Source organism: Spirosoma rhododendri (genome assembly GCF_012849055.1).
GTDB classification, from domain to species: domain Bacteria; phylum Bacteroidota; class Bacteroidia; order Cytophagales; family Spirosomataceae; genus Spirosoma; species Spirosoma rhododendri.
In genome coordinates this window covers 3,551,633-3,569,645 of the sequence record NZ_CP051677.1, presented here as the reverse complement: position 1 = coordinate 3,569,645, position 18,013 = coordinate 3,551,633, and the positions used below count along the sequence as shown (strand labels likewise).

The 18,013-nt window shown below is 50.6% G+C and carries 20 protein-coding genes; 3 read left to right on the top strand and 17 right to left on the bottom strand.

The features are described 5' to 3' along the window. Window positions 1-19: 19 nt before the first annotated feature. The 16 genes from HH216_RS14745 to HH216_RS14670 form a co-directional block, all read right to left on the bottom strand. Window positions 20-469 carry a hypothetical protein gene (locus tag HH216_RS14745; protein ID WP_169551491.1) on the bottom strand — a complete coding sequence of 150 codons (450 nt, stop codon included), beginning with the start codon at window positions 467-469 and terminating at the stop codon, window positions 20-22. Window positions 470-528: 59 nt separating this feature from the next. Continuing rightward, window positions 529-1,122 (bottom strand): hypothetical protein, encoded by a 594-nt coding sequence (locus HH216_RS14740; RefSeq protein ID WP_169551490.1) that lies wholly within the window; start codon window positions 1,120-1,122, stop codon window positions 529-531. A 768-nt stretch (window positions 1,123-1,890) separates the two neighbouring features. Further along, window positions 1,891-2,226 (bottom strand): hypothetical protein, encoded by a 336-nt coding sequence (locus tag HH216_RS14735; protein WP_169551489.1) that lies wholly within the window; start codon window positions 2,224-2,226, stop codon window positions 1,891-1,893. Window positions 2,227-2,236: 10 nt separating this feature from the next. Continuing rightward, entirely contained in the window at window positions 2,237-2,557 is a 321-nt protein-coding gene (locus HH216_RS14730) for a hypothetical protein (protein ID WP_169551488.1), read from the bottom strand. A 13-nt stretch (window positions 2,558-2,570) separates the two neighbouring features. Next, complete coding sequence (locus HH216_RS14725) at window positions 2,571-3,203, bottom strand: hypothetical protein (RefSeq protein WP_169551487.1); 633 nt, start codon at window positions 3,201-3,203, stop codon at window positions 2,571-2,573. A gap of 175 nt (window positions 3,204-3,378) precedes the next feature. Continuing rightward, complete coding sequence (locus tag HH216_RS14720; RefSeq protein WP_169551486.1) at window positions 3,379-3,672, bottom strand: hypothetical protein; 294 nt, start codon at window positions 3,670-3,672, stop codon at window positions 3,379-3,381. A gap of 14 nt (window positions 3,673-3,686) precedes the next feature. Then, window positions 3,687-7,079 (bottom strand): DNA primase, encoded by a 3,393-nt coding sequence (locus tag HH216_RS14715; protein ID WP_169551485.1) that lies wholly within the window; start codon window positions 7,077-7,079, stop codon window positions 3,687-3,689. Continuing rightward, a complete protein-coding gene (locus HH216_RS14710) occupies window positions 7,030-7,371 on the bottom strand; it encodes a CHC2 zinc finger domain-containing protein (RefSeq protein WP_169551484.1) in 342 nt (113 codons plus the stop codon). Before HH216_RS14710 ends, HH216_RS14715 begins: the two co-directional genes overlap by 50 nt. Continuing rightward, complete coding sequence (locus tag HH216_RS14705; protein WP_169551483.1) at window positions 7,352-7,780, bottom strand: hypothetical protein; 429 nt, start codon at window positions 7,778-7,780, stop codon at window positions 7,352-7,354. Before HH216_RS14705 ends, HH216_RS14710 begins: the two co-directional genes overlap by 20 nt. Next, entirely contained in the window at window positions 7,770-8,210 is a 441-nt protein-coding gene (locus HH216_RS14700) for a hypothetical protein (protein ID WP_169551482.1), read from the bottom strand. The genes HH216_RS14705 and HH216_RS14700 overlap by 11 nt, the downstream gene beginning before the upstream one ends. Before the next feature lie 32 nt (window positions 8,211-8,242). Beyond that, window positions 8,243-8,746 (bottom strand): DUF6011 domain-containing protein, encoded by a 504-nt coding sequence (locus HH216_RS14695; RefSeq protein ID WP_169551481.1) that lies wholly within the window; start codon window positions 8,744-8,746, stop codon window positions 8,243-8,245. Continuing rightward, window positions 8,743-9,033: a hypothetical protein gene (locus HH216_RS14690; protein ID WP_169551480.1), complete on the bottom strand. Its 291-nt coding sequence runs from the start codon at window positions 9,031-9,033 to the stop codon at window positions 8,743-8,745. The genes HH216_RS14695 and HH216_RS14690 overlap by 4 nt, the downstream gene beginning before the upstream one ends. 27 nt (window positions 9,034-9,060) lie before the next feature. Further along, on the bottom strand, window positions 9,061-9,285 hold the full coding sequence (locus HH216_RS14685) for a hypothetical protein (RefSeq protein ID WP_169551479.1): 225 nt from the start codon (window positions 9,283-9,285) through the stop codon (window positions 9,061-9,063). A gap of 103 nt (window positions 9,286-9,388) precedes the next feature. Beyond that, window positions 9,389-9,634, bottom strand: coding sequence for a hypothetical protein (locus tag HH216_RS14680; RefSeq protein WP_169551478.1), 246 nt, complete (start codon window positions 9,632-9,634; stop codon window positions 9,389-9,391). Window positions 9,635-9,730: 96 nt separating this feature from the next. Then, window positions 9,731-10,201, bottom strand: a complete 471-nt coding sequence (locus HH216_RS14675) for a hypothetical protein (RefSeq protein ID WP_169551477.1) — start codon at window positions 10,199-10,201, stop codon at window positions 9,731-9,733. Between the two features lie 37 nt (window positions 10,202-10,238). Beyond that, window positions 10,239-10,532 (bottom strand): hypothetical protein, encoded by a 294-nt coding sequence (locus tag HH216_RS14670; RefSeq protein ID WP_169551476.1) that lies wholly within the window; start codon window positions 10,530-10,532, stop codon window positions 10,239-10,241. A gap of 113 nt (window positions 10,533-10,645) precedes the next feature. Here HH216_RS14670 and HH216_RS14665 point away from each other — a divergent pair, with 113 nt between their 5' ends. Both HH216_RS14665 and HH216_RS14660 read left to right on the top strand, forming a co-directional pair. After that, window positions 10,646-10,981, top strand: coding sequence for a helix-turn-helix domain-containing protein (locus HH216_RS14665; protein ID WP_169551475.1), 336 nt, complete (start codon window positions 10,646-10,648; stop codon window positions 10,979-10,981). Window positions 10,982-11,302: 321 nt separating this feature from the next. Beyond that, window positions 11,303-14,446, top strand: a complete 3,144-nt coding sequence (locus HH216_RS14660; protein ID WP_169551474.1) for a COR domain-containing protein — start codon at window positions 11,303-11,305, stop codon at window positions 14,444-14,446. Window positions 14,447-14,592: 146 nt separating this feature from the next. On the opposite strand, the gene HH216_RS14655 is transcribed toward HH216_RS14660, so the two are convergent. After that, the gene (locus HH216_RS14655) at window positions 14,593-14,946 is read right to left on the bottom strand and encodes an ATP-grasp domain-containing protein (protein ID WP_169551473.1); all 354 of its coding nucleotides are present in this window, start codon (window positions 14,944-14,946) and stop codon (window positions 14,593-14,595) included. A gap of 156 nt (window positions 14,947-15,102) precedes the next feature. Here HH216_RS14655 and HH216_RS14650 point away from each other — a divergent pair, with 156 nt between their 5' ends. Continuing rightward, window positions 15,103-17,904, top strand: coding sequence for a TonB-dependent receptor (locus HH216_RS14650; protein ID WP_169551472.1), 2,802 nt, complete (start codon window positions 15,103-15,105; stop codon window positions 17,902-17,904). The last annotated feature ends 109 nt before the right edge of the window (window positions 17,905-18,013 follow it).

Below are 18,013 nucleotides of genomic sequence, written 5' to 3'. Positions count from 1 at the left end.
TTATGAAAGCAAGGCATACTCAAAGAATGGCCGGGGCCTCAGAGAGACTGCCCCGGAAGGTGAGGGCGTAGCCGCGCAAATCTGCGACAGCCTTGCCGGTGACGAACTGATAGGTCAGTTCGAGCGGCTGTTCATAACTACCGACCTGCCGCAGCTGGCCATTGTTATCCTCACATTGAATGATGAATCGGTGACGCACCATCTCGGCCAGTTGAGCACGCCGTTCAGGACTGTCGCCGGGTAAGAAGGCGGAAACGGTCACATCCCAAACCGGGCCGTTATCGCTGTTCGATTGTCGTTCTTCGTAGCCTCGCGTCGATTCGGTACCGTAGGCGGTATAGAACCGGAACCCATCGCGAAAATTTGGGGTACCGGTGGCCAGGGTTGGAGTTACTCCAGCAACTGGCACAAACCGGATTCGATATAGCCCCCCAATGTTGTTGACCGGGTCGTAATTCAGATCAGTCATGGGGCAAATGTGCCGGCATCACTGGGGGGCAGACGTGACAGGCGTGATGACAGACTAAATCAGGCAGCCATTGGGTAAGCTGTGAAATGGTTGATAAGGGCGACTCCGGTATTGAAGCTCCGAAATGCATCGGGCTGGGTCGAGCCGTGGCGGTAAACGATCTGCTTCAGATTAGCCTCGGAGATATCATCTTCGGAAAAATCGTAGCAGTCAGCAAATTGACGGATGCGCTCCATCAGGGGCAGGTGTTGCTTTTCCTCGCAGAAACAGATCAGCTCGTTCCGAATCAGGTAGTCGACCCAGCTGCTGAATGCCTCCAGTTCGGCGTAGTTGAGCAGATACTGCTGGCGGCTTTTGTGAAACTCGTGGATTGCCAGACCGATTACGTCGGTCATGTCGTCCGGGGCCATAATCCGACCGGCTCCGTCGGTGTGCAGGTAACTATTATCAGGCTTGGGCCTGCGCCATCCGGTGTTCAGCTGCACCTTTTCAGACTGTGCCAGTGCCCACATCCACAGACTGGCCCCCTGCGCGTCCGAACTGACGAGCATCGGGCGTCGACGCCCCCGCTCATCAATTAAATGGGTGTGAATAAACTTACGGATTCGCGGGCGCACCGGAATCTCAAACAACACTGGTTCGCAGAAGTACATGAGTTACGAAGAGTACGGAGAATACGTCGAAAATTAGTTAAAATAAAATTAAATACACGCGTATTAGTACCTGAGTAGTTACAATATATTTTGTAAAAGTCCGTCTGGTTTACTCCTTCCGGTAATCCCTTTAAAATTCAACACATATCATATGGTTGTATGCGACTGCTTGGAGGCTTATCTGCGATAAAAAAATCAGTTTTTCCCCTGAATAGCGTGTTTCCCTGAAAAATCTCCCCCTGATTTCCCTGATTGTCCCTGACACCCCTGAACGTCCCTGAAAAAACACCCCCTTTATATATGCTATTACTATTCATTATCAATTACTTATATCTATCAGGGAAATCAGGGGTAATCAGGGGGAGAATTACAGCTATTTAGCTTTTCTGTTTTTTTTCTGATTTACTGTTACCTGTAGGCTTTAAAACGGTGGTTTGGGCGGTGTCGCCCCCGCCGATCGGGGCAGTGAGCATGGCAACGTCGCGCAGGCAATCGGCACGGATTTCGGGGACACTCGCGGTAATTCAGGGAAACGACACTCCAAACCGGCCGGGAAAGGCACCTACCAGCCATTTATAAGTGAAACTGGTGGGTCGGACTTCACTTATAAGTAAAATCGCCAGCACAGACCGAAATCGTAGAAAAACACAAAAGCCACCCTATTGGATGGCTTCTGCTGGTCGGTGGGGTTCTCATTTTGACACCAGGTGGTTCAATCCCCACGTCCCGGTCTGCATTAAGGTGGTGGCCCTCGCTTCAGAAAGAGTCTCATTGGTCGAATAGTTTTAGTTGTTGGGGACCCGCGTGATTCATACCGTACACCTTCTTGCTCAGGATATCATCCATGTCGTATCTGGCATGGCAGCGCGGGCATAAAGCAATCAGATCTTCGTCATCACTGCTGTCTGTGTTATGATAGCGATGGGCCGCGTTCAGGAATACAATGACGATGCGGGTTGCCGGGTAGGCACACTTCAGATCTGGCCCCTTCGGATATACCGTTCCGTGTTTTACCCCACACTGCTCGCAAATGCCATTGGCCACCTCGAATCGATACCGGTTGCTGATCCTGCGCCAGCCACGGGGGTACCTGCTGCGGTCCATCGCCATCGTGCTACCGGGGTGAGTGAACGTTAGTCGTCGACACCTGCATAACGAACTGCTGCTCCATCAAACTGATCGCCTGCCGCATCAATGCGGCCGTATCCGCGCCCCGCTGGTGACCAGTTGCGTGAATCACGCCTATCAGTGCGGCCGTGAATCCGAACAGGAGCATATCAACGCCTTTTTCGGTAAAATGACCGTTTCGATCTTTCCAGTCGTCCGGAGCGTCGGAATGTTTGTACATCACGTCGACGTGCTCAAGGTTTACCTGGTCATTGGCGACACTACACGACACAGCTGCGCCAATACGGAAATGAAAGTCTCTGTTCATGAAATCTGTTATATTATTCGGTTAGTGTGATCGTAGCGAGAACCATCACGGGAACCACTGTCGTGGCAATTGCCAGGACCGTACAACCCTCATCCATCCACTGGACCTCGATACCAGTCAGGTTGTAGCTATCCGCCGTCATGAAGTTCATTTCCCGGTTCAGCCGATCTTTGAACTCCTCGAGCGTGACGGGGGGCTTAAGCATAGTACCACTGGCCCAGTGGCCAGCCACCGTCAGCAACTCCCCTACCGACTCCGTAACGACGGCGGTCTGTGGGCGAACGGTAAAAACCGGCCCTATAATGGGTGATAATGCCGGCAGCGTAACCGACAGCTGAGCCGGTACCGGAATCCGATCGAAGTCGATCTCCAGCGAATTGAGGTAGCCAACGACTTTGGCGATATTGACCGATACCGGGCTGCTGATATCGTCGTGTTCCCGGAAGGCCGACATACCCCCACCCTGGTACAAAATCATCGTAAATGTGCTGTCACTGATGATCCGGTACGAAGCCAGTCCGCCCTGATAGCTATTCGTCAGCGCATCAAGTGGTGGTGTAAAGCCGAAACCAAGTGAAAATAGGCTCTGGCCTTCTTCCCGAGTTAGATTCGCCAGGGTACGAACGTCACTGATCGGTTGATTCATAGTTGTAAACTATATGGGTTAGTTGCTGAATTGACGAAGTCGGCGGTAGGCGCTCCAGAAGGGATAGAGAATCAGACCGGTTACGTGGCCGAGTCGCTGCGTTGCCGACGGGCGTCGAGGGCAGTACCAACAGGTTTCCTTGTACATCGTAGAATGAATTGATTTGGTGAATTGATTAGCCCATTTTAACCTGGCGCACCGTGGGCGGTAGGTAAGGCACCAGCGATCCTTCAGCCAGACTCAGCTCCATCTCTTCGAGCGTTACTTCCCGGCGGGTCAGCGTTTTGCTTTCGAGTAGATAGAATCCGGCGATTTGCCATTCGACGTATTCGCGATAGCCGTCGTTGATTCGCTTGGGCATCTGAATGATGCTTGACACGATGTAGCCTCGCTTCTCGTCCGACTCTTTGGCGGCTTCCCCTGGCGTCAGCAGCACATCACAGTAGCATAGTTGTTGGGCGGTTATCATAGCTATTGGCGTTTTTAGAATGGCATATTCTTCTCTTCGTCGCTGGGCTTGTACCCGGTTGCGTAGCGTACCGACATATCGACCTGTGATGCGCTCAGCACGTCGAGCGTACGGTGGTGGAATGTTTCGGCACCTTTTTTCCAGCTTTTTTCCTGCATCAGACCGGTCACTTTCCAGACGGTACCGGTTCGCAGTTTCTCTTCCGATACCACTTCGGGGGCGGCAAAGCACTTGACATTGAACTGCTCAGTGCGGGGTGTACCTCCCTGGCTGATTGTCTGCGTAACCTGGAGGACGAACTCGATCTGCTGACCAGTACCGACGTTCAGCACTTTGATGTCACGGTTCAGGGTGCCTTCCACCGTCACTTCCTGCCGGGTATCCTCGTCCGACTGTTTGAATCGCTCCAGGCTCATGCCGGTGCGGTCGCTGAGCAGGTCGTAATTCAGTACAATGGCACTGGTGTTCGTCCATTCGCCACCCGATTGCGAGAAGTAAGTTTTCTCGTTGGTACCGAGGTAATACTTCTGCTGGCGGACGTAGGTGCTCAGTGTCTGCTCGCTCTGTGGCTTGTCGTTACTCTGCCGGCGCATGGCCTCGGCATAGGGCTTGTGTACCATTTTCATGCGCAGGTACAGCACGCGCGTCGGCTTGTCGAAGCTGATCGTTTCGGCTTTGCGGTTCTCGCCGGTGAGTTTGGCCGAAGTGCTGGTTTCGATCTTGAAATCCCACCCGTCGACGATATCGCCCCGGTCGAGCAGATACTCCAGCATTCCCCAGAAACCGGTCAGCACGTCGCTGTCGTGGATCTGACTACCCATATCGCGTAGCAGCTCACAGCAGTAGTTCCAGAACTCGTCGCGGGTCATCGGAAAGGACACCGACTTACTGACCGTTTCGTAGATACTCAGCAGGCAGATGATGTTTTCGAGCGGCCGGTTCTCAAACGGAATACCCTGACGCTCCAGCCGCTCGGCCAGTTCCGACCGCACGGCCCGGATGGATTCGCCAAAACGGCTCTCCATCGTTTCCCGTAGGGGCAGCAGTTCGCTGAGCAACCCGTTCAGCCCCGCCTGCTCCCACTGCCGCAGCTGGCCGTAGTCATTTTTTTCGGCCGGGGTAAACGGCGTATCCTTCCGGCTCTTGAACTCGAAAATCAGACTACGGCTCAGCACGGCTCCGTCGTCACCGGTGGCCAGGTACTGCCCGACGATAATTGGGGCACAGTTTACGGACTGCTCTTCGGTCTGGTACTTGTTGTCCCGGCTCTGGCGGCTCCGGCCCTCGTTATCCCAGGCGGCTTTAAACGCTGTGGCCACGAATGGCGCCACGCGGGTAGAATCAAATTCATTGAACACGAACGGGCAGTTGCGAAACCGGGCCAGTGCGGTCCAGAAGGCCGCCAGTGTCGGTTCGGCCCCTAAGTTCATGGGCTTCATCAGATCCCCGTTGGAATCTTTACCCGAAAAAAATACGTACAGCAACGATTCTGCGTAGGTCGACTTACCAGAGTCTTTCGGCCCGTAGCAGTAGATCAGAGGGATTTTTGCCAGCTTCTTGACGATGTCTTTGAACAGCGTAGCAATGACAAACGTAACCCCAACCATTGCCCGATCGCCGTACACCCGGCGCATTTGCTTCCCCCACTGGTTGAACGTCACCGTCGACGGCCGGAACGTCAGGTATCGATCGTGTTTGTAGCCGTCCTCTTCCTGCCGGTAGTTGGCGCTGATGGGCGACATGGCCGGGCTGAAAAAGTGCTTTTCGTTGACGACGACGACACCGTGCTCGTTGTAATTCTCCAGATGCCCATTGAATACGGCATTGCTGAATGCGAAGAATCCTTCGGGTTGCCATCCCAGCGTATTGACCGGGTAAACCTCCGGGGTATTCGCCAGGATCTTGTTCATGATCCGCTTCAGGTGCTTCTTATCGAAATCTTCGTCGATGGTGAAGTAGCCCAAATTGCTTAGCTCCTGTTCGAACTGCGTGACACCGGTCAGTACTTTGGCGTCGAACTCGGCGTAAACCTTCCGGTATCCATTGTCCAGCTGCACCAGTCGCCGAACGGCTCCCTGCTGCTTGATGAGAAACAGCGGTTTGGCAATGAAATTGGTCAGCGGATTGGTACTGATGCCTTTGACTCCGGAGAAATAGTACCCTGTCTTATGAGGTTGCTGCGCGTCGCACCGTTCCGCGAACTGCCATTGAAAAAACTCCTTCCGGTCAACCCACTCCGGGAAGTCGTCATCGTCGTCATCATCCTTGCCTGCCTTTTTATCGCCCTTCTTTTTAGCTGTAGCCAGCAGCTTGCTGATAACACTCTTTTTCCAGGCTAACTCTTTGGCGATGCGGGTAACGTAGGCGTCCGCTACCGAATCATCGAGTCGACTCAGCATCGTGATGATCTGCCGCTGACCGATGATAACGTCATCCATGTCTTCCTGATCGAGCAGCGAAGCTGCCAGTTCCATCAGACCGTCTTTGCTGTCCCGCTTCAACTGGGCTTTCAGGTCGAGTTTGCCGCGTAGTTTGATGCACCACGCTGGCCCGTCGGCGGGTTCGTCACTGAGCAGCAGCGATTGTACCCATGAATCAGCGTCGACCTTTACCGGCCCCTCTCCTTCGGCCTGCTCCGGCTGCGGCAGGTAGAAGATCTTCACGCGCAACCCTGCCTTGAGCAGTACTTCCGTATCGCGGGCCTGCGCCTTCTGGCCCGTCCCGTTCGTATCGATGTCGTATACCAGCGTCACCGACTCACACAGGCTGGCCAGCTTGGCAATCTGCTTTTCAGTCAGGGCCGAGCCCTGTTTGCCGATGGCATTGGTGATGCCGGCACGATGCAGGGCTATCACGTCGGTTTGCCCCTCGGTTAGCACGGCCATTTTCGACCGTTCAATTTCCTTACGGGCTTTATTGAGTCCGAACAGAATTTCTTCTTTCCGGAAAATGACGGTTTCGGGGGTGTTGATGTATTTGGGCAGCTTCTCGCCAGACGGCGTCGTCTGCTGGCCGATCGAGCGGGCCGTGAATCCCAGCATGTGGTTCTTCTCGTCCCGAATCGGAATCATCAGCCGGTTCCGGAAAAAGTCGTACCGGCTGCCGTCCTTGCTCCGGCACACGCCCAGATCAACCGCCAGATCAAACGCATCGAGCTTGATTACGCTGTCGGCTACGAACTGCCACTGGTCGGGGGCGAACCCGATCTGCCAGTAGTCGATCTGCTCACGGCCGTAGCCACGGCCGGCCAGATACTGGCTTACGGGATGCAGCCCATCGGGCAGAATTTCTTCGGTCAGGTAACGATGGTATTTGTCAGCAATACGGTCGTTAAGGCTGTATAAATCGGTGAATGTCTCATAGTTGGATTCCGTCGAATCGGCTTTTGGGTCGGTTATCAGTGTCATACTCGACAAGTTCGTTGAGTCTACCGGCGAGGTAGGTAGCAGCTTCTGGTAGGGAAAGCTTACGGTAGGAGATGATGAAATCGAGGGCGTCGCCTGACTTGCCACAGCCGAAGCATTTATAGGTCTGGCGTACCGGGCTGACGGTGAACGACGGTGATTTTTCGTCGTGGAACGGGCAGCACGCTTTGTAGGTGCTACCCGTTTTTTTTAGGTCGATGAACTCCCCAATGATCTGCACGACGTCAGCCTGTTCGCGCAGTTTTTGGAGAAAGTCAGCGTTGATCAGGGGCATCGGGCACCTCCTTTCGTTTCAGTCGACGGGCAAACTGGATGTCGATGTTCCACGCCGATGATTCGGGAAACTCTTCATTCTCGTGGTAGTAGATTCTGATCGTACAGGTGAAACCATCGTCGACGTCGAGCGTTGCTCGAGTTTCCTTGCCGTTACAGAGCGAAATGATTTGAGCCATCAGGTCCTTAATGTATTCGCTGAGTTCGCGGCTCTGGGCGTACATCTCCTTAGTGACTCCTGTGATCGGCCAATTAATGAACCGACGGCAGCTGACAATCTCAATCATCAACTCGCTCAACTCATCCGATATGGCCGGGGCGTCGTTGGGGTCTTCCTCGATCCACTCGCGCCATTCGGCGGGTGTTTCCAACACGTTCAGCAGGCTTATGTCGGGTCGATTATTCTTCATTTTCGCCCTCCTCCCCGTCTTCATTACTGAAGGTGATACCGTTTTCTTCCAACAATGACAGCAGATGGTCGAAGCCTTTCAGGTCAAACGTTTGGGCTCCGTTCTCCTCGGTTTCTATGAACAGCCGCCACTCGCTCTGATTACGTAGATTCTGCTCGACGCGAATGCCATCCATGAGCAGACGGCCATCTTCATCTTCCAAAAACCAGTAACCAGGTTCGTCATCCATGAAGCCGTATTCCTCAAGCAGTTCGTCGGTTACAGGCCGTTCGGCTGGTGTTTTCAGCAACTCCGTCAGGAAGGCGATTTCATCCCGATACGCTTCCGATCTTGCCGCATCGCCCTCAACGTGTTCGGCATAATCCATTGTGCCTTCGTAGTCGAAACCCACTTCCAGCCGGCGCTCTAGTTCGGCTTTTCGATCGGTCATTTTTTTGATTAACTCCTTCATTTATAGTGCATTTACAGCCTTATCGGCTTGACTTTTCGTAAGGCAGCTTTGCTATACAGCTCGATTTTGGCCCGTTTCCTATCGGTTTGATTGAGCGATACGAAATCGACACCGCTGACAATAGCCCCCTTTCCATTCTGGCGGAACGTACCGAGCGATTCACAGATCTGTACGTTACAGGAGACGGCATCCCATACCCCCCGCGAATCGCGATACATCACCAGTTTGTAGTTGACCTCTTCGCGTAACTCGTGGCAGATGTCGGTCAATACGGCATCCATATCGTTGGTTACCGACTTTGGCCCGTTATTATCCTCGATCCAGATGACGGCTCCCTCCAGTCCCCAGCTGTAGTCGGCCCGGTTGGCAAACAGATTTCCGGTTCTGTACGCCAGTTCAGTGCGTTTCTGCTTCCCGGCGCACTCCGGGCCGCTTCCCTTCTCGATGCTGACCGGGTCGGTCAGTGGCTTGCCGCACACAGAGCAGCAGGGGCCTGACTGTCCTGTGGCCTTCATTCGGGGTCAGTCAGTTGAACGAGCCACGAAACGACGGCTTTATTCTTCTCAGCCTTTGCTTGCAGATGGATGTCGATCAGGCCAAAATTCTTTGCGTTGTATACGTCGAAAAGGTCGATTTCTTCGCCGGTAATCGTCAGCTTTCGCATTGCCAATTCGGGCCGGTCCGTTAAGGTAGTTTTCTCAACTACGACTGATTCAACCTGCTTATTCCGGTACCGGAAGAACTCGGCCAGGAAGTTGGCTACGCGCTCATCGTCTGCGCCTTCGTTGTAAGTGATGTTCATGTTACTCAGCGTTTATCGTAGAATGAATTAGATGTACTCGTCGTAGGGGTGCGGGATATAGCCCAGTTGAATCGCGGTAGCTATCCACAGCTTATCCGGCTGTTGCAACCCTATGAGTCGAATGATGAATTGCACCGCGTCAGCTGAAAGTCTGTAGCTGTGACGGTTGCGGTCGTCTGAGATGATTACGTGCGTCGCCAGGCGCATGGACACGCGGTAGTCGGACTCGGATAATCGGGTAATCCAGGCCATAATGCGGTTTGACGGTGGTTATGGGATAGCTTTGTGACAGGTACTCTGTACCGTAGAATGGATGGTAGTCAGCCCGGCCGCTTTGCAGCCGGGCTGCTTTGTTTCAGTCATTACAGCCGTACCTGCGGGTGAGCAGCTCCTGTATCGCGCTGGCCTGTCGTTTCATGCTGTGGCGAATCGATTCACTCATCAGCCAATCCTCCTTGGTTAGCGTGTCGGCATCAATGCCGTCGAAAAAATGCGTCACGGCATACTCCAGTTGAATTTGGGCGGAAAGCAGTGCCAGATCGTTCTGACGACTGTTTACGGGGCCGTCTAGCAGGTCCAAGAGTTGACGTTGGTTTTCCATATGGGTGGCGTTTGTCTGGTATCAGCTGGTAAATGGCCCCTACCATCATCAGCAGGACGAATACCCACAGCAGATCGGCGACCACATCCGGATCGATCAGTTTGATTGGGTCTGGTGGCATGTGGGCGTAATCGTTATAGCCGATTCAACGAGTTGAATAGCGGCCGTCAAATCATCGAACAGGAACGACTTCGGCAGATCCTGGAACGGACTCACCTTGTTGTGCATCAGAGCCGATAGCTCAGCACGGAAGAAGCGAGCTAATAGTTGATGCTTTTCCGTGGACATCACCACCGCATGGGGATCGACCGGCATCAGCGACTCAATGCACAGCAACGACTCCACGGTGTATTCGCGGGGTTTATGCACAGACGGATTCAACTGCTCGGTTGTTCGGCGTAAGGCGATGAGCCGACGTAGACTAATCAGTACGCTCCGATGACAGTGGAACGTCACGAGCACGTGCGGCTGACTGCCGTAGATGCTATAGGGCGCTTGCGTCGGATAGGCCATCAGGCGCTTCGCTTGCGGACGACGTCCGGTTAGGAGGGCAAACAGGTTTCTCATGTAAGTAGAATGAATATGGTAGTGCACTGGTAATGCGTCAGGAATCCCGTCGCAACTGCTGGCGACGAATGCGGGATTGGTTGGCAGGGCGGAGCTGATCCATCAGCTGTACGGCTTTGGCGGTGATTTTGAGTCCGCCTTTTCCCCGTTTGATATTGTTGAGCCGGTCCCACCCGGTGATGCCATCAAACTGCGCATCTTCTCTGGCCAGCAGTTCAGCTACCTCGCGCAGACTCTTGAATCGGGGCAGCGCTTCCTTAAACCGTTCACGCCAGTGCTCAACCGTTAGCTGGTCTGTATCGACCGCCGGTGCTACAGCTTGATTTTTCATGCGTTTTTCTATTACTTTTACCTTGTACGGTATACTTTGTAATACCTACGATGTAAAAGTAATATAAAACATACTACTGAGATGAATTTCAGTAATTAAATTTTATTACCGCCATGAGTTCATTTCCCGAACGGCTGGCTATCGCGCGAAATAAACTGGGGCTTACGCAGGCCCAGTTAGCCGAACAAATCGGCGTAAAGAGCGGTAAACAGGTGATTTACAAGTGGGAGAAAGGGCAGCAGGAACCCAACCTGTCGCAACTGGTACGACTCGCTCAAGAGTTAAATACGAGCGTGAGCTGGTTAGTCAGTGATTCGTATGATCCGAATCTCGACCCGACTTCAGATAAGCCAGTGGCTCCTCCAGGCTACGTCGTCCTGCCAGCCGACGAGGTGATTCATATGCAGCGGGAGTTACTCAGGTATCAACAGGAAGGACGTCGCGAATAAGGTTGATCCGCTACCGTGCTGGTCACGAGGAGGTCACGAGCGACAAGTTACCAGTGCGCTTGAAATGGCAGGTTTGCGCCGAAGCAGTGGCAAGGCTGAAAATTAACAACACACCTATTTTAACCCTACAGCTACTTATTTGGGGAGCCCGGAGGCAGTTCGAATCTCTCCGTCTCCACAAAAAACCTAAAAACCCCGAAATTGGCTCAGTTTCGGGGTTTTTTTTAGGTATCATACTAGGAGGTTTTTATAAAAGGTAAGGTATAGTTAGCTTCTGATGAAAATAGGTTCATTTTAACCCCACTGACAAGATTACTCAAAATGAAAACGAAAAATTTTAAGCTAGAGATTGAAGCTAAATATGGATTAAAATTCGTGGAAACAATTACACGCGTTGATGTAGCCCAAATTAGCGAGGATACATACCAATTAAATGAGAAAGGCGATATCATAGGTCTTACTGTTAGAGGAAGAAATGCAAACTCAACTGAAAATCTGAGTGCTAGTAACTTATATGAAATATTAGAATTGTTACCATTTTTACAGAGACTAAGACTAAATAATTTTATATCAGTTGACCTAAACAAGATTGCAAAGTTAAGAGAGTTAACTCATCTTAATATAAGTTATAATAACGTAACTCATCTAGAACCAATATCAACAATGATTTCATTGAGAGAGCTTCATTTCTCAAATAATTTGGTGGTTGATATTGAACCGATTTGTAAACTTAAAAATTTGAGAGTTATTCATGGCCTTGAAAACAAAATAGAAAATATAAATTTCCTTAGAGAACTAAAACTATTAGAAGAAATAAATTTTTCGAACAATAGAATAGAAAATCTGGAAATTTTCAGTTACCCTAATAGGATACATTTTGCATGGTTCTATAATAACAACATAGTTTATATACACAATGCAACGAATACTCTTCATTTAAAGCAATTTGGTCTTGGCAGAAATAATATTGAAGAAATAGATTTCTTAACATCTTTTCTAGGTGTTGAAGAATTACAATTGATAGATAATCATATAACAGACATCAATCCAATAGGCTTACTACGTAATTTGATTGAGCTAAGAATTGATAACAATAAAATTTATGACATAAGTCCTCTTGAAAACAATGAGAAATTAACTTCTTTAGAAATAGAAAAAAATTTAATAAAAGATGTATCAGCTCTTGGTCAACTTCATTCACTCACGTATATAAACTTAAGAGCAAATAAAATTACTAACGTAGAACCTTTGAAAGAACTAAGTAATCTAGAAGGGCTAGATTTATCCTACAACGACATCAAATTATTTCCGTTTTGGATAACTGAATCTGCCATGACAATGAAGTGGGAGGGCGATTACGCCTCGCGTAAAGGAATAAACTTGTACAAAAATCCCATTGCCGATGTACCAATTGAGATATTAAAAAAAGGGACATTGTCTGTATCTAGGTACTTGCAAAAAATACTTTTAGACGGACAAGATTTTATGTACGAAACTAAATTAATTCTAGTAGGTGAAGGAAGTGGTGGTAAAACTTCTCTTCAGAAGAGATTGATAAATGATAAGGCTTCATTACCGAAAACAGATACACGTACTAGAGGAATAAAAATTAGCGATTGGGTTTTTAAAAAAGCTTCTAAAAGAAAGCACATTGCTCACATATGGGATTTCGGCGGACAGGACGTTTATTACCCCGTCCATCGATTTTTTATAACAGAAAATTCAGTTTTCGTTCTGTTAGCTTCAACTAGACAAACGCATCATAACTTTGATTATTGGATACCTACCATTTATCAGTTTGGAGGAAGTAGCCCAGTTATAATAGGGCAGACTTGTCACGATGGAAACAGAGTTTCTTGGAGCGACTTGGGTTTGTACATGTCTAATTCTAATTTTAATATAGTAAAGACTCAAGAGCTACCATATTATGAAATAAACTTACCTAACCAAAATGACGGTTTAGAAAAAATAAAGTCTGTTATAAAAGATCAACTAATTAATTTGCCGCATTATGGAAAAGGGATTCCTAGGTCTTGGGTTCAAGTAAGAAATTTACTTGGAACTATTTCCATGAAGCATCCATGTATTAGTTTCGAGTATTTTCAAGAAATGTGTAAAACAATTAATGAGCAAATTTTTAATAATTACACTGATGTATCCGATTGTTGTCAGTTCCTTCACGACGTTGGAGTTGTGTTATGGTACTCTAAAAATGAGGAATTAAAAAACTGGGTAATATTACAGCCTGAGTGGGCAATGAACGCCGTTTATAAAATTATTGATGATGAAAAAGTACAAGTGCGAAGAGGTAATATAATAGCTGATGATTTTTCTAGATTATGGCAAGATGAATCATATATTAGTAAACATAGTATATTAAAAAAAATGCTAGAAATTTTTAAGATAGCATTTCCAAAGAAACACAGGAACGAAGATTATATAATTCCCGCACGTCTTGTTTCTATACCTAGTGAGAATATATGGAAAAACAAAGCATCTACACTTACATTAACCTATAGGTATGAATTTATGCCAAGAGGATTGGTTAATCAGGTAAGTGCTGAACTAAGTAGATATATTACCAATGAGAAAGAGGTTTGGAATAATGCAGTCAATTTATATTTAGATAATGGTCGAGCTGAATGTCAAGTTATCGAGAACTTTTATGATAGAAAGATAACTATAAAAGTAAGCGGCGTAGACTCCAGAGCTTTAATTACTTTAGTAATGAACTCATTGCAAAATATCAATGATGGATATAAAGGAGTTAAAACAACGGTCTCTGTTCCCTGCTTGTGTAACTACTGCAAAGGGAGTGAAAATGCTAGTACATTTCCGTATCATAAACTTCTTGAATGGTCATTAAGTAAAGATTTTGTCGTGTGCAATGAAAGCAACGACAAAGTTATCATTAATGAATTATTGTATAACGTAGGATTACCTTCTAACACAACAAACAAGCAAAACACAATGAAACGAACAATTACACTCTTTCTTGCATCTTCGTCCGAATTAAGGGCTGACAGAGAAAATTTTGAAATATTTATTAATAGAGAAAACAAAAGATTGAATAATGAAAACGTATTTATTAGACTAGAATTATGGGAAGACTTTATTGATGCACTTTCTGCATCTAGTCTTCAAGATGAATATAATAAAGCTATTGAAGATAGCGATATATTTGTAAGTCTTTTTTTTACAAAGGTAGGTAAGTTTACGGAAGAAGAATTTGCCAAGGCATACGAAAAATTTAGAAAGGCAGGCAGACCCTTGATTTATACTTACTTTAAAAATGCACCAGTTAACTCAAACGATATTAAAGAAGAAGACATTATTAGCAAATTCAGGTTTGAAGAGAAACTACGCCTTTTAGGACATTACCCTTCTGTTTATACTGACATAGAAAATTTAAAATCACAGTTCAGGTCGCAGCTAGATAAAATAATGCCTAAACTTATATCTTAAAAATGGATAAGCCAGACTATCCCGTATGGACTGGTCTGGCTTACATGATTACATACCCATTTTTCTTTTCAAGTAAGAAAGAAGTCCATTATCATTATAGCTTAAAAGTCCAACCTTTTCTTTTGCCAAAAGCATATTGTATGTAGTTAGTGAGGCTTCTTCTTCACCCTCTTGGTTTTTTCCTTGTCTCTTTCATTATTTGGTAAAGGTACGGGAGTCACTATTTCTTCGTTCTTTTTCGCTCGTGTTTCGATGTGCTTAACTAAATCAGCGAAATAATTCTGACCTGTTACATCGACAATACCTGTTCCCGGGTTGCCATTCACTTCAGTAACGTATGTTTTGCGCATTTTCTCACGAATAAGATCTACACCGGCAAACTCTAATCCGACCGCTTTTGCGGCCTTTATACACATTTCAATTTCGGCATCACTCAGATTGAGGGAACGTCCGTTATCCCCTTTGGATGAGTTGGAATATCTGCTTGGGCATACTGTCATACAACGCTTTCAACGGCGGAAAGGCCAGTTCCTCACTAATTGATTCAGGGGCTGGCCGGAGTAGGGTTGCAGCCGGTTCTAGGCGAACGTGCTGCGGGTAAGTCTGTGCCAATGCGGGATGCCCGGCAGGCGCGCGTTGTATACTCCCTACGTCCTATGACTGACTCCTACCGACTGTACCGGCTCCTGACCGGCGTATTCATCGGGCTATTTACCCTGTCTGCGGCATGGGGGCAATCCGTTCGCGGCCACATTACGGATGCCACGACCGGGGCCGATCTGCCCGGCGTCGCGATTCTGGTGCAGGGAACCACAACCGGGGCCATCACCGACGCCAGCGGGCAATACGTTCTGACGACCGAACCCGGCAGCTATACCCTGCAAATCAGCTTTGTCGGGTACACGACCCAGCGGCAGCCGGTGCAGGTAACGGCGGGCAGTGCCACAACGCTGGATGTCCGGCTGATCGAAAGTCTGGCCAGCCTCAACGAAGTGGTCGTGATTGGCTCCCGATCCACGCAGGCCCGCTCCAGCACGCAGACGGTGGCCCCGGTCGACGTTATTCAGTCGCGGGATCTGCTCGCTACGGGCCGCATCGACATCACCCAGCAGCTCAACTTCGTGGCCCCGTCGTTCAACTCGTCCCGGCAAACGGTGTCCGACGGCACCGACCACGTCGACCCGGCGACGCTGCGCGGGCTTGGCCCTGATCAGGTGCTGGTGCTGCTCAACGGCAAACGGCAACACAATCAGGCACTTATCAACCTCAACGGCACCATCGGCCGGGGGTCGGTGGGTACCGATCTGAACGCCATTCCCAGCACGGCCATCGAGCGGGTGGAGGTGCTGCGCGACGGGGCTTCGTCGCAGTACGGCTCCGACGCCATCGCGGGGGTGATCAACCTGCGGCTGAAAGAGCAGCCCGGCACCACGGTAAACGCGCAGCTGGGGCAACAGTACAAAGGCGACGGGCAGATCGCGCAGATTGGTATCAACCACGGCTTTAAGCTGGGCCAGAAAGGGGTGCTGAGCCTGACCGGTGAGCTGCGGCATCGGGGCGCTACCAACCGGGCTGGCGACTATACCGGGCCGGTTTACGTAAACTGGAACGTGGGCCAGCAAACCGGCGAAACCGCTGCCAGCTACGTAGCGCGACGGCAGCAGCTCTACCAGCAGGATCAGGCCCTGATTCAACAAAACAATTTCGACCGGCGCAACAACCTACAAGTCGGGCAGGCGCGGGTCGAGAACGCCGGTTTCTTCCTGAACGCCCGTATGCCCATTACGGGTACCAACGCCAGTGTCTACGCAACGGGTGGGCTGAACTACCGGCGCGGGCTGGCGGGGGGCTTTTACCGCTACCCCTACCAGACCACGCAGGTTATTTCGGCGCTGTACCCAAACGGGTTTCTGCCCAATATCCAGTCGACCATCAACGATCAGTCGCTGCTGGTGGGTGTCAACGGGGAGAACAACGGCTGGCGGTGGGATATCAGCAATGTGTACGGGGGCAACTCGTTCCGCTTCGACGTAATCAACTCCAACAACGCGTCGCTGGCGTATCTGGGTGCCACCAACAACCCGACCAGTTTCTACGCCGGAACGCTTAGTTTCTACCAGAACACGGCCGATGCCAGCGCGGCCAAAGACTTCGGTAAACAGCTGGGGCTGACGTCGTTCAACGTGGCGGGGGGCCTCACCTACCGCAACGATCAGTACCGGATCAAACCCGGTGAAGCCGCGTCGTACCTGAATTTCAGCCCGCAGACGGGGCAGACCGGGGGCGCGCAGGTGTTTCCGGGGTATCAGCCCGCCAACGCCGTCAACGCCACCCGCCACGTCTACGGGGCCTACGTCGATCTGGAGTCGGACATAACGCAGCGGCTGCTGGTCGATGTGGCGGGCCGGTACGAATACTACACCGATTTCGGGGGGAATCTGGCGGGAAAACTGGCCGCCCGGTACCGCTTCAGCGAAGCGTTTTCGCTGCGCGGGTCGGTGAGCAACGGCTTCCGGGCACCGAGTCTGCACCAGCGGTATTTCAGCGCGATCAGCACGGTCTTCGTCTCGACGGGAACGGGGCTTGAACCGCGTCAGACGGGTACGTTCCGCAACGACAGCCCCATTGCGCAGGCATTTGGTGTGCCCTCGCTGGGGGCCGAGCGGTCGACGAATTTCAGCATCGGCATCACCTCCCGGCCGCTGTCGAACGTCAGCCTGACGGTGGATGCGTACCAGATCAATATTCAGAACCGGATTATCTACAGCAACCAGTTTTCGCGCGGCACGACCGGTGCGGGCCTGATCGTGGCGACGATTCTGAACAATGCGGGGCAAACCGACGTCAACAGTGCCCAGTTCTTCACCAACGCCGTAAACACCCAGACCCGTGGCCTCGACGTGGTGATTGCCACCAACCCCCGCCTGTCGACGGGTACGCTCGACATCACGCTGGCGGCTAACGTCAACCAGACCAAACTGGTGGGCGACATTCAGCGGCCCGCCAACATTCCGGCCGATGCCACGTTCGGTAATTTTCTGTTCAACCGGCAGGACAGTGCCCGGCTGACCCTCGCCCAGCCCCGCAGCAAAATTCAGCTTACGTTCAACTACCGCCTGCGCAAGTTCGGCGCGGTGCTGCGCCTGTCGCGCTTCGGAACGGTGGCGTCCTACGACCCGGCCAACCCCGCCCTCGACGAAACCCAGTCGCCCAGAATCGTTACCGACCTGAGCGGTTCGTACCGGGTGCTGAAAAACGTGACGATCACCATCGGGGCCAACAACCTGCTCGACGTTTACCCCGACCCGCTGCGCGTAACGAACTACCCCACGCCGGAGCGTTACGGGTCGGCCGCCCTCGACAACTCGTCGTTTGGCCGGTTCGTGTATGGCCGGGCCGCTACGCAGTTTGGCTTCAACGGCGGCTATTACTTCGCCAACCTGTCAGCCGCTTTCTGAGGGGAGATGTTTTGTGCGTATGGTTATGGGGGCCTGTTCAGTGCTAGTCTGTTTACCCCCCAACCCCGACCCGTCGGACCGCCCTGAGAGGTTGTTTGGGGAATGAGTT

What these genes read in the sequence shown, in the direction of transcription:
- HH216_RS14745 (WP_169551491.1), bottom strand. Translation starts at nt 469, where the DNA reads ATGACTGATCTGAATTACGACCCGGTCAACAACATTGGGGGGCTATAT.
- HH216_RS14740 (WP_169551490.1), bottom strand. Translation starts at nt 1,122, where the DNA reads ATGTACTTCTGCGAACCAGTGTTGTTTGAGATTCCGGTGCGCCCGCGA.
- HH216_RS14735 (WP_169551489.1), bottom strand. Translation starts at nt 2,226, where the DNA reads ATGGACCGCAGCAGGTACCCCCGTGGCTGGCGCAGGATCAGCAACCGG.
- HH216_RS14730 (WP_169551488.1), bottom strand. Translation starts at nt 2,557, where the DNA reads ATGAACAGAGACTTTCATTTCCGTATTGGCGCAGCTGTGTCGTGTAGT.
- HH216_RS14725 (WP_169551487.1), bottom strand. Translation starts at nt 3,203, where the DNA reads ATGAATCAACCGATCAGTGACGTTCGTACCCTGGCGAATCTAACTCGG.
- HH216_RS14720 (WP_169551486.1), bottom strand. Translation starts at nt 3,672, where the DNA reads ATGATAACCGCCCAACAACTATGCTACTGTGATGTGCTGCTGACGCCA.
- HH216_RS14715 (WP_169551485.1), bottom strand. Translation starts at nt 7,079, where the DNA reads ATGACACTGATAACCGACCCAAAAGCCGATTCGACGGAATCCAACTAT.
- HH216_RS14710 (WP_169551484.1), bottom strand. Translation starts at nt 7,371, where the DNA reads ATGCCCCTGATCAACGCTGACTTTCTCCAAAAACTGCGCGAACAGGCT.
- HH216_RS14705 (WP_169551483.1), bottom strand. Translation starts at nt 7,780, where the DNA reads ATGAAGAATAATCGACCCGACATAAGCCTGCTGAACGTGTTGGAAACA.
- HH216_RS14700 (WP_169551482.1), bottom strand. Translation starts at nt 8,210, where the DNA reads ATGACCGATCGAAAAGCCGAACTAGAGCGCCGGCTGGAAGTGGGTTTC.
- HH216_RS14695 (WP_169551481.1), bottom strand. Translation starts at nt 8,746, where the DNA reads ATGAAGGCCACAGGACAGTCAGGCCCCTGCTGCTCTGTGTGCGGCAAG.
- HH216_RS14690 (WP_169551480.1), bottom strand. Translation starts at nt 9,033, where the DNA reads ATGAACATCACTTACAACGAAGGCGCAGACGATGAGCGCGTAGCCAAC.
- HH216_RS14685 (WP_169551479.1), bottom strand. Translation starts at nt 9,285, where the DNA reads ATGGCCTGGATTACCCGATTATCCGAGTCCGACTACCGCGTGTCCATG.
- HH216_RS14680 (WP_169551478.1), bottom strand. Translation starts at nt 9,634, where the DNA reads ATGGAAAACCAACGTCAACTCTTGGACCTGCTAGACGGCCCCGTAAAC.
- HH216_RS14675 (WP_169551477.1), bottom strand. Translation starts at nt 10,201, where the DNA reads ATGAGAAACCTGTTTGCCCTCCTAACCGGACGTCGTCCGCAAGCGAAG.
- HH216_RS14670 (WP_169551476.1), bottom strand. Translation starts at nt 10,532, where the DNA reads ATGAAAAATCAAGCTGTAGCACCGGCGGTCGATACAGACCAGCTAACG.
- HH216_RS14665 (WP_169551475.1), top strand. Translation starts at nt 10,646, where the DNA reads ATGAGTTCATTTCCCGAACGGCTGGCTATCGCGCGAAATAAACTGGGG.
- HH216_RS14660 (WP_169551474.1), top strand. Translation starts at nt 11,303, where the DNA reads ATGAAAACGAAAAATTTTAAGCTAGAGATTGAAGCTAAATATGGATTA.
- HH216_RS14655 (WP_169551473.1), bottom strand. Translation starts at nt 14,946, where the DNA reads ATGACAGTATGCCCAAGCAGATATTCCAACTCATCCAAAGGGGATAAC.
- HH216_RS14650 (WP_169551472.1), top strand. Translation starts at nt 15,103, where the DNA reads ATGACTGACTCCTACCGACTGTACCGGCTCCTGACCGGCGTATTCATC.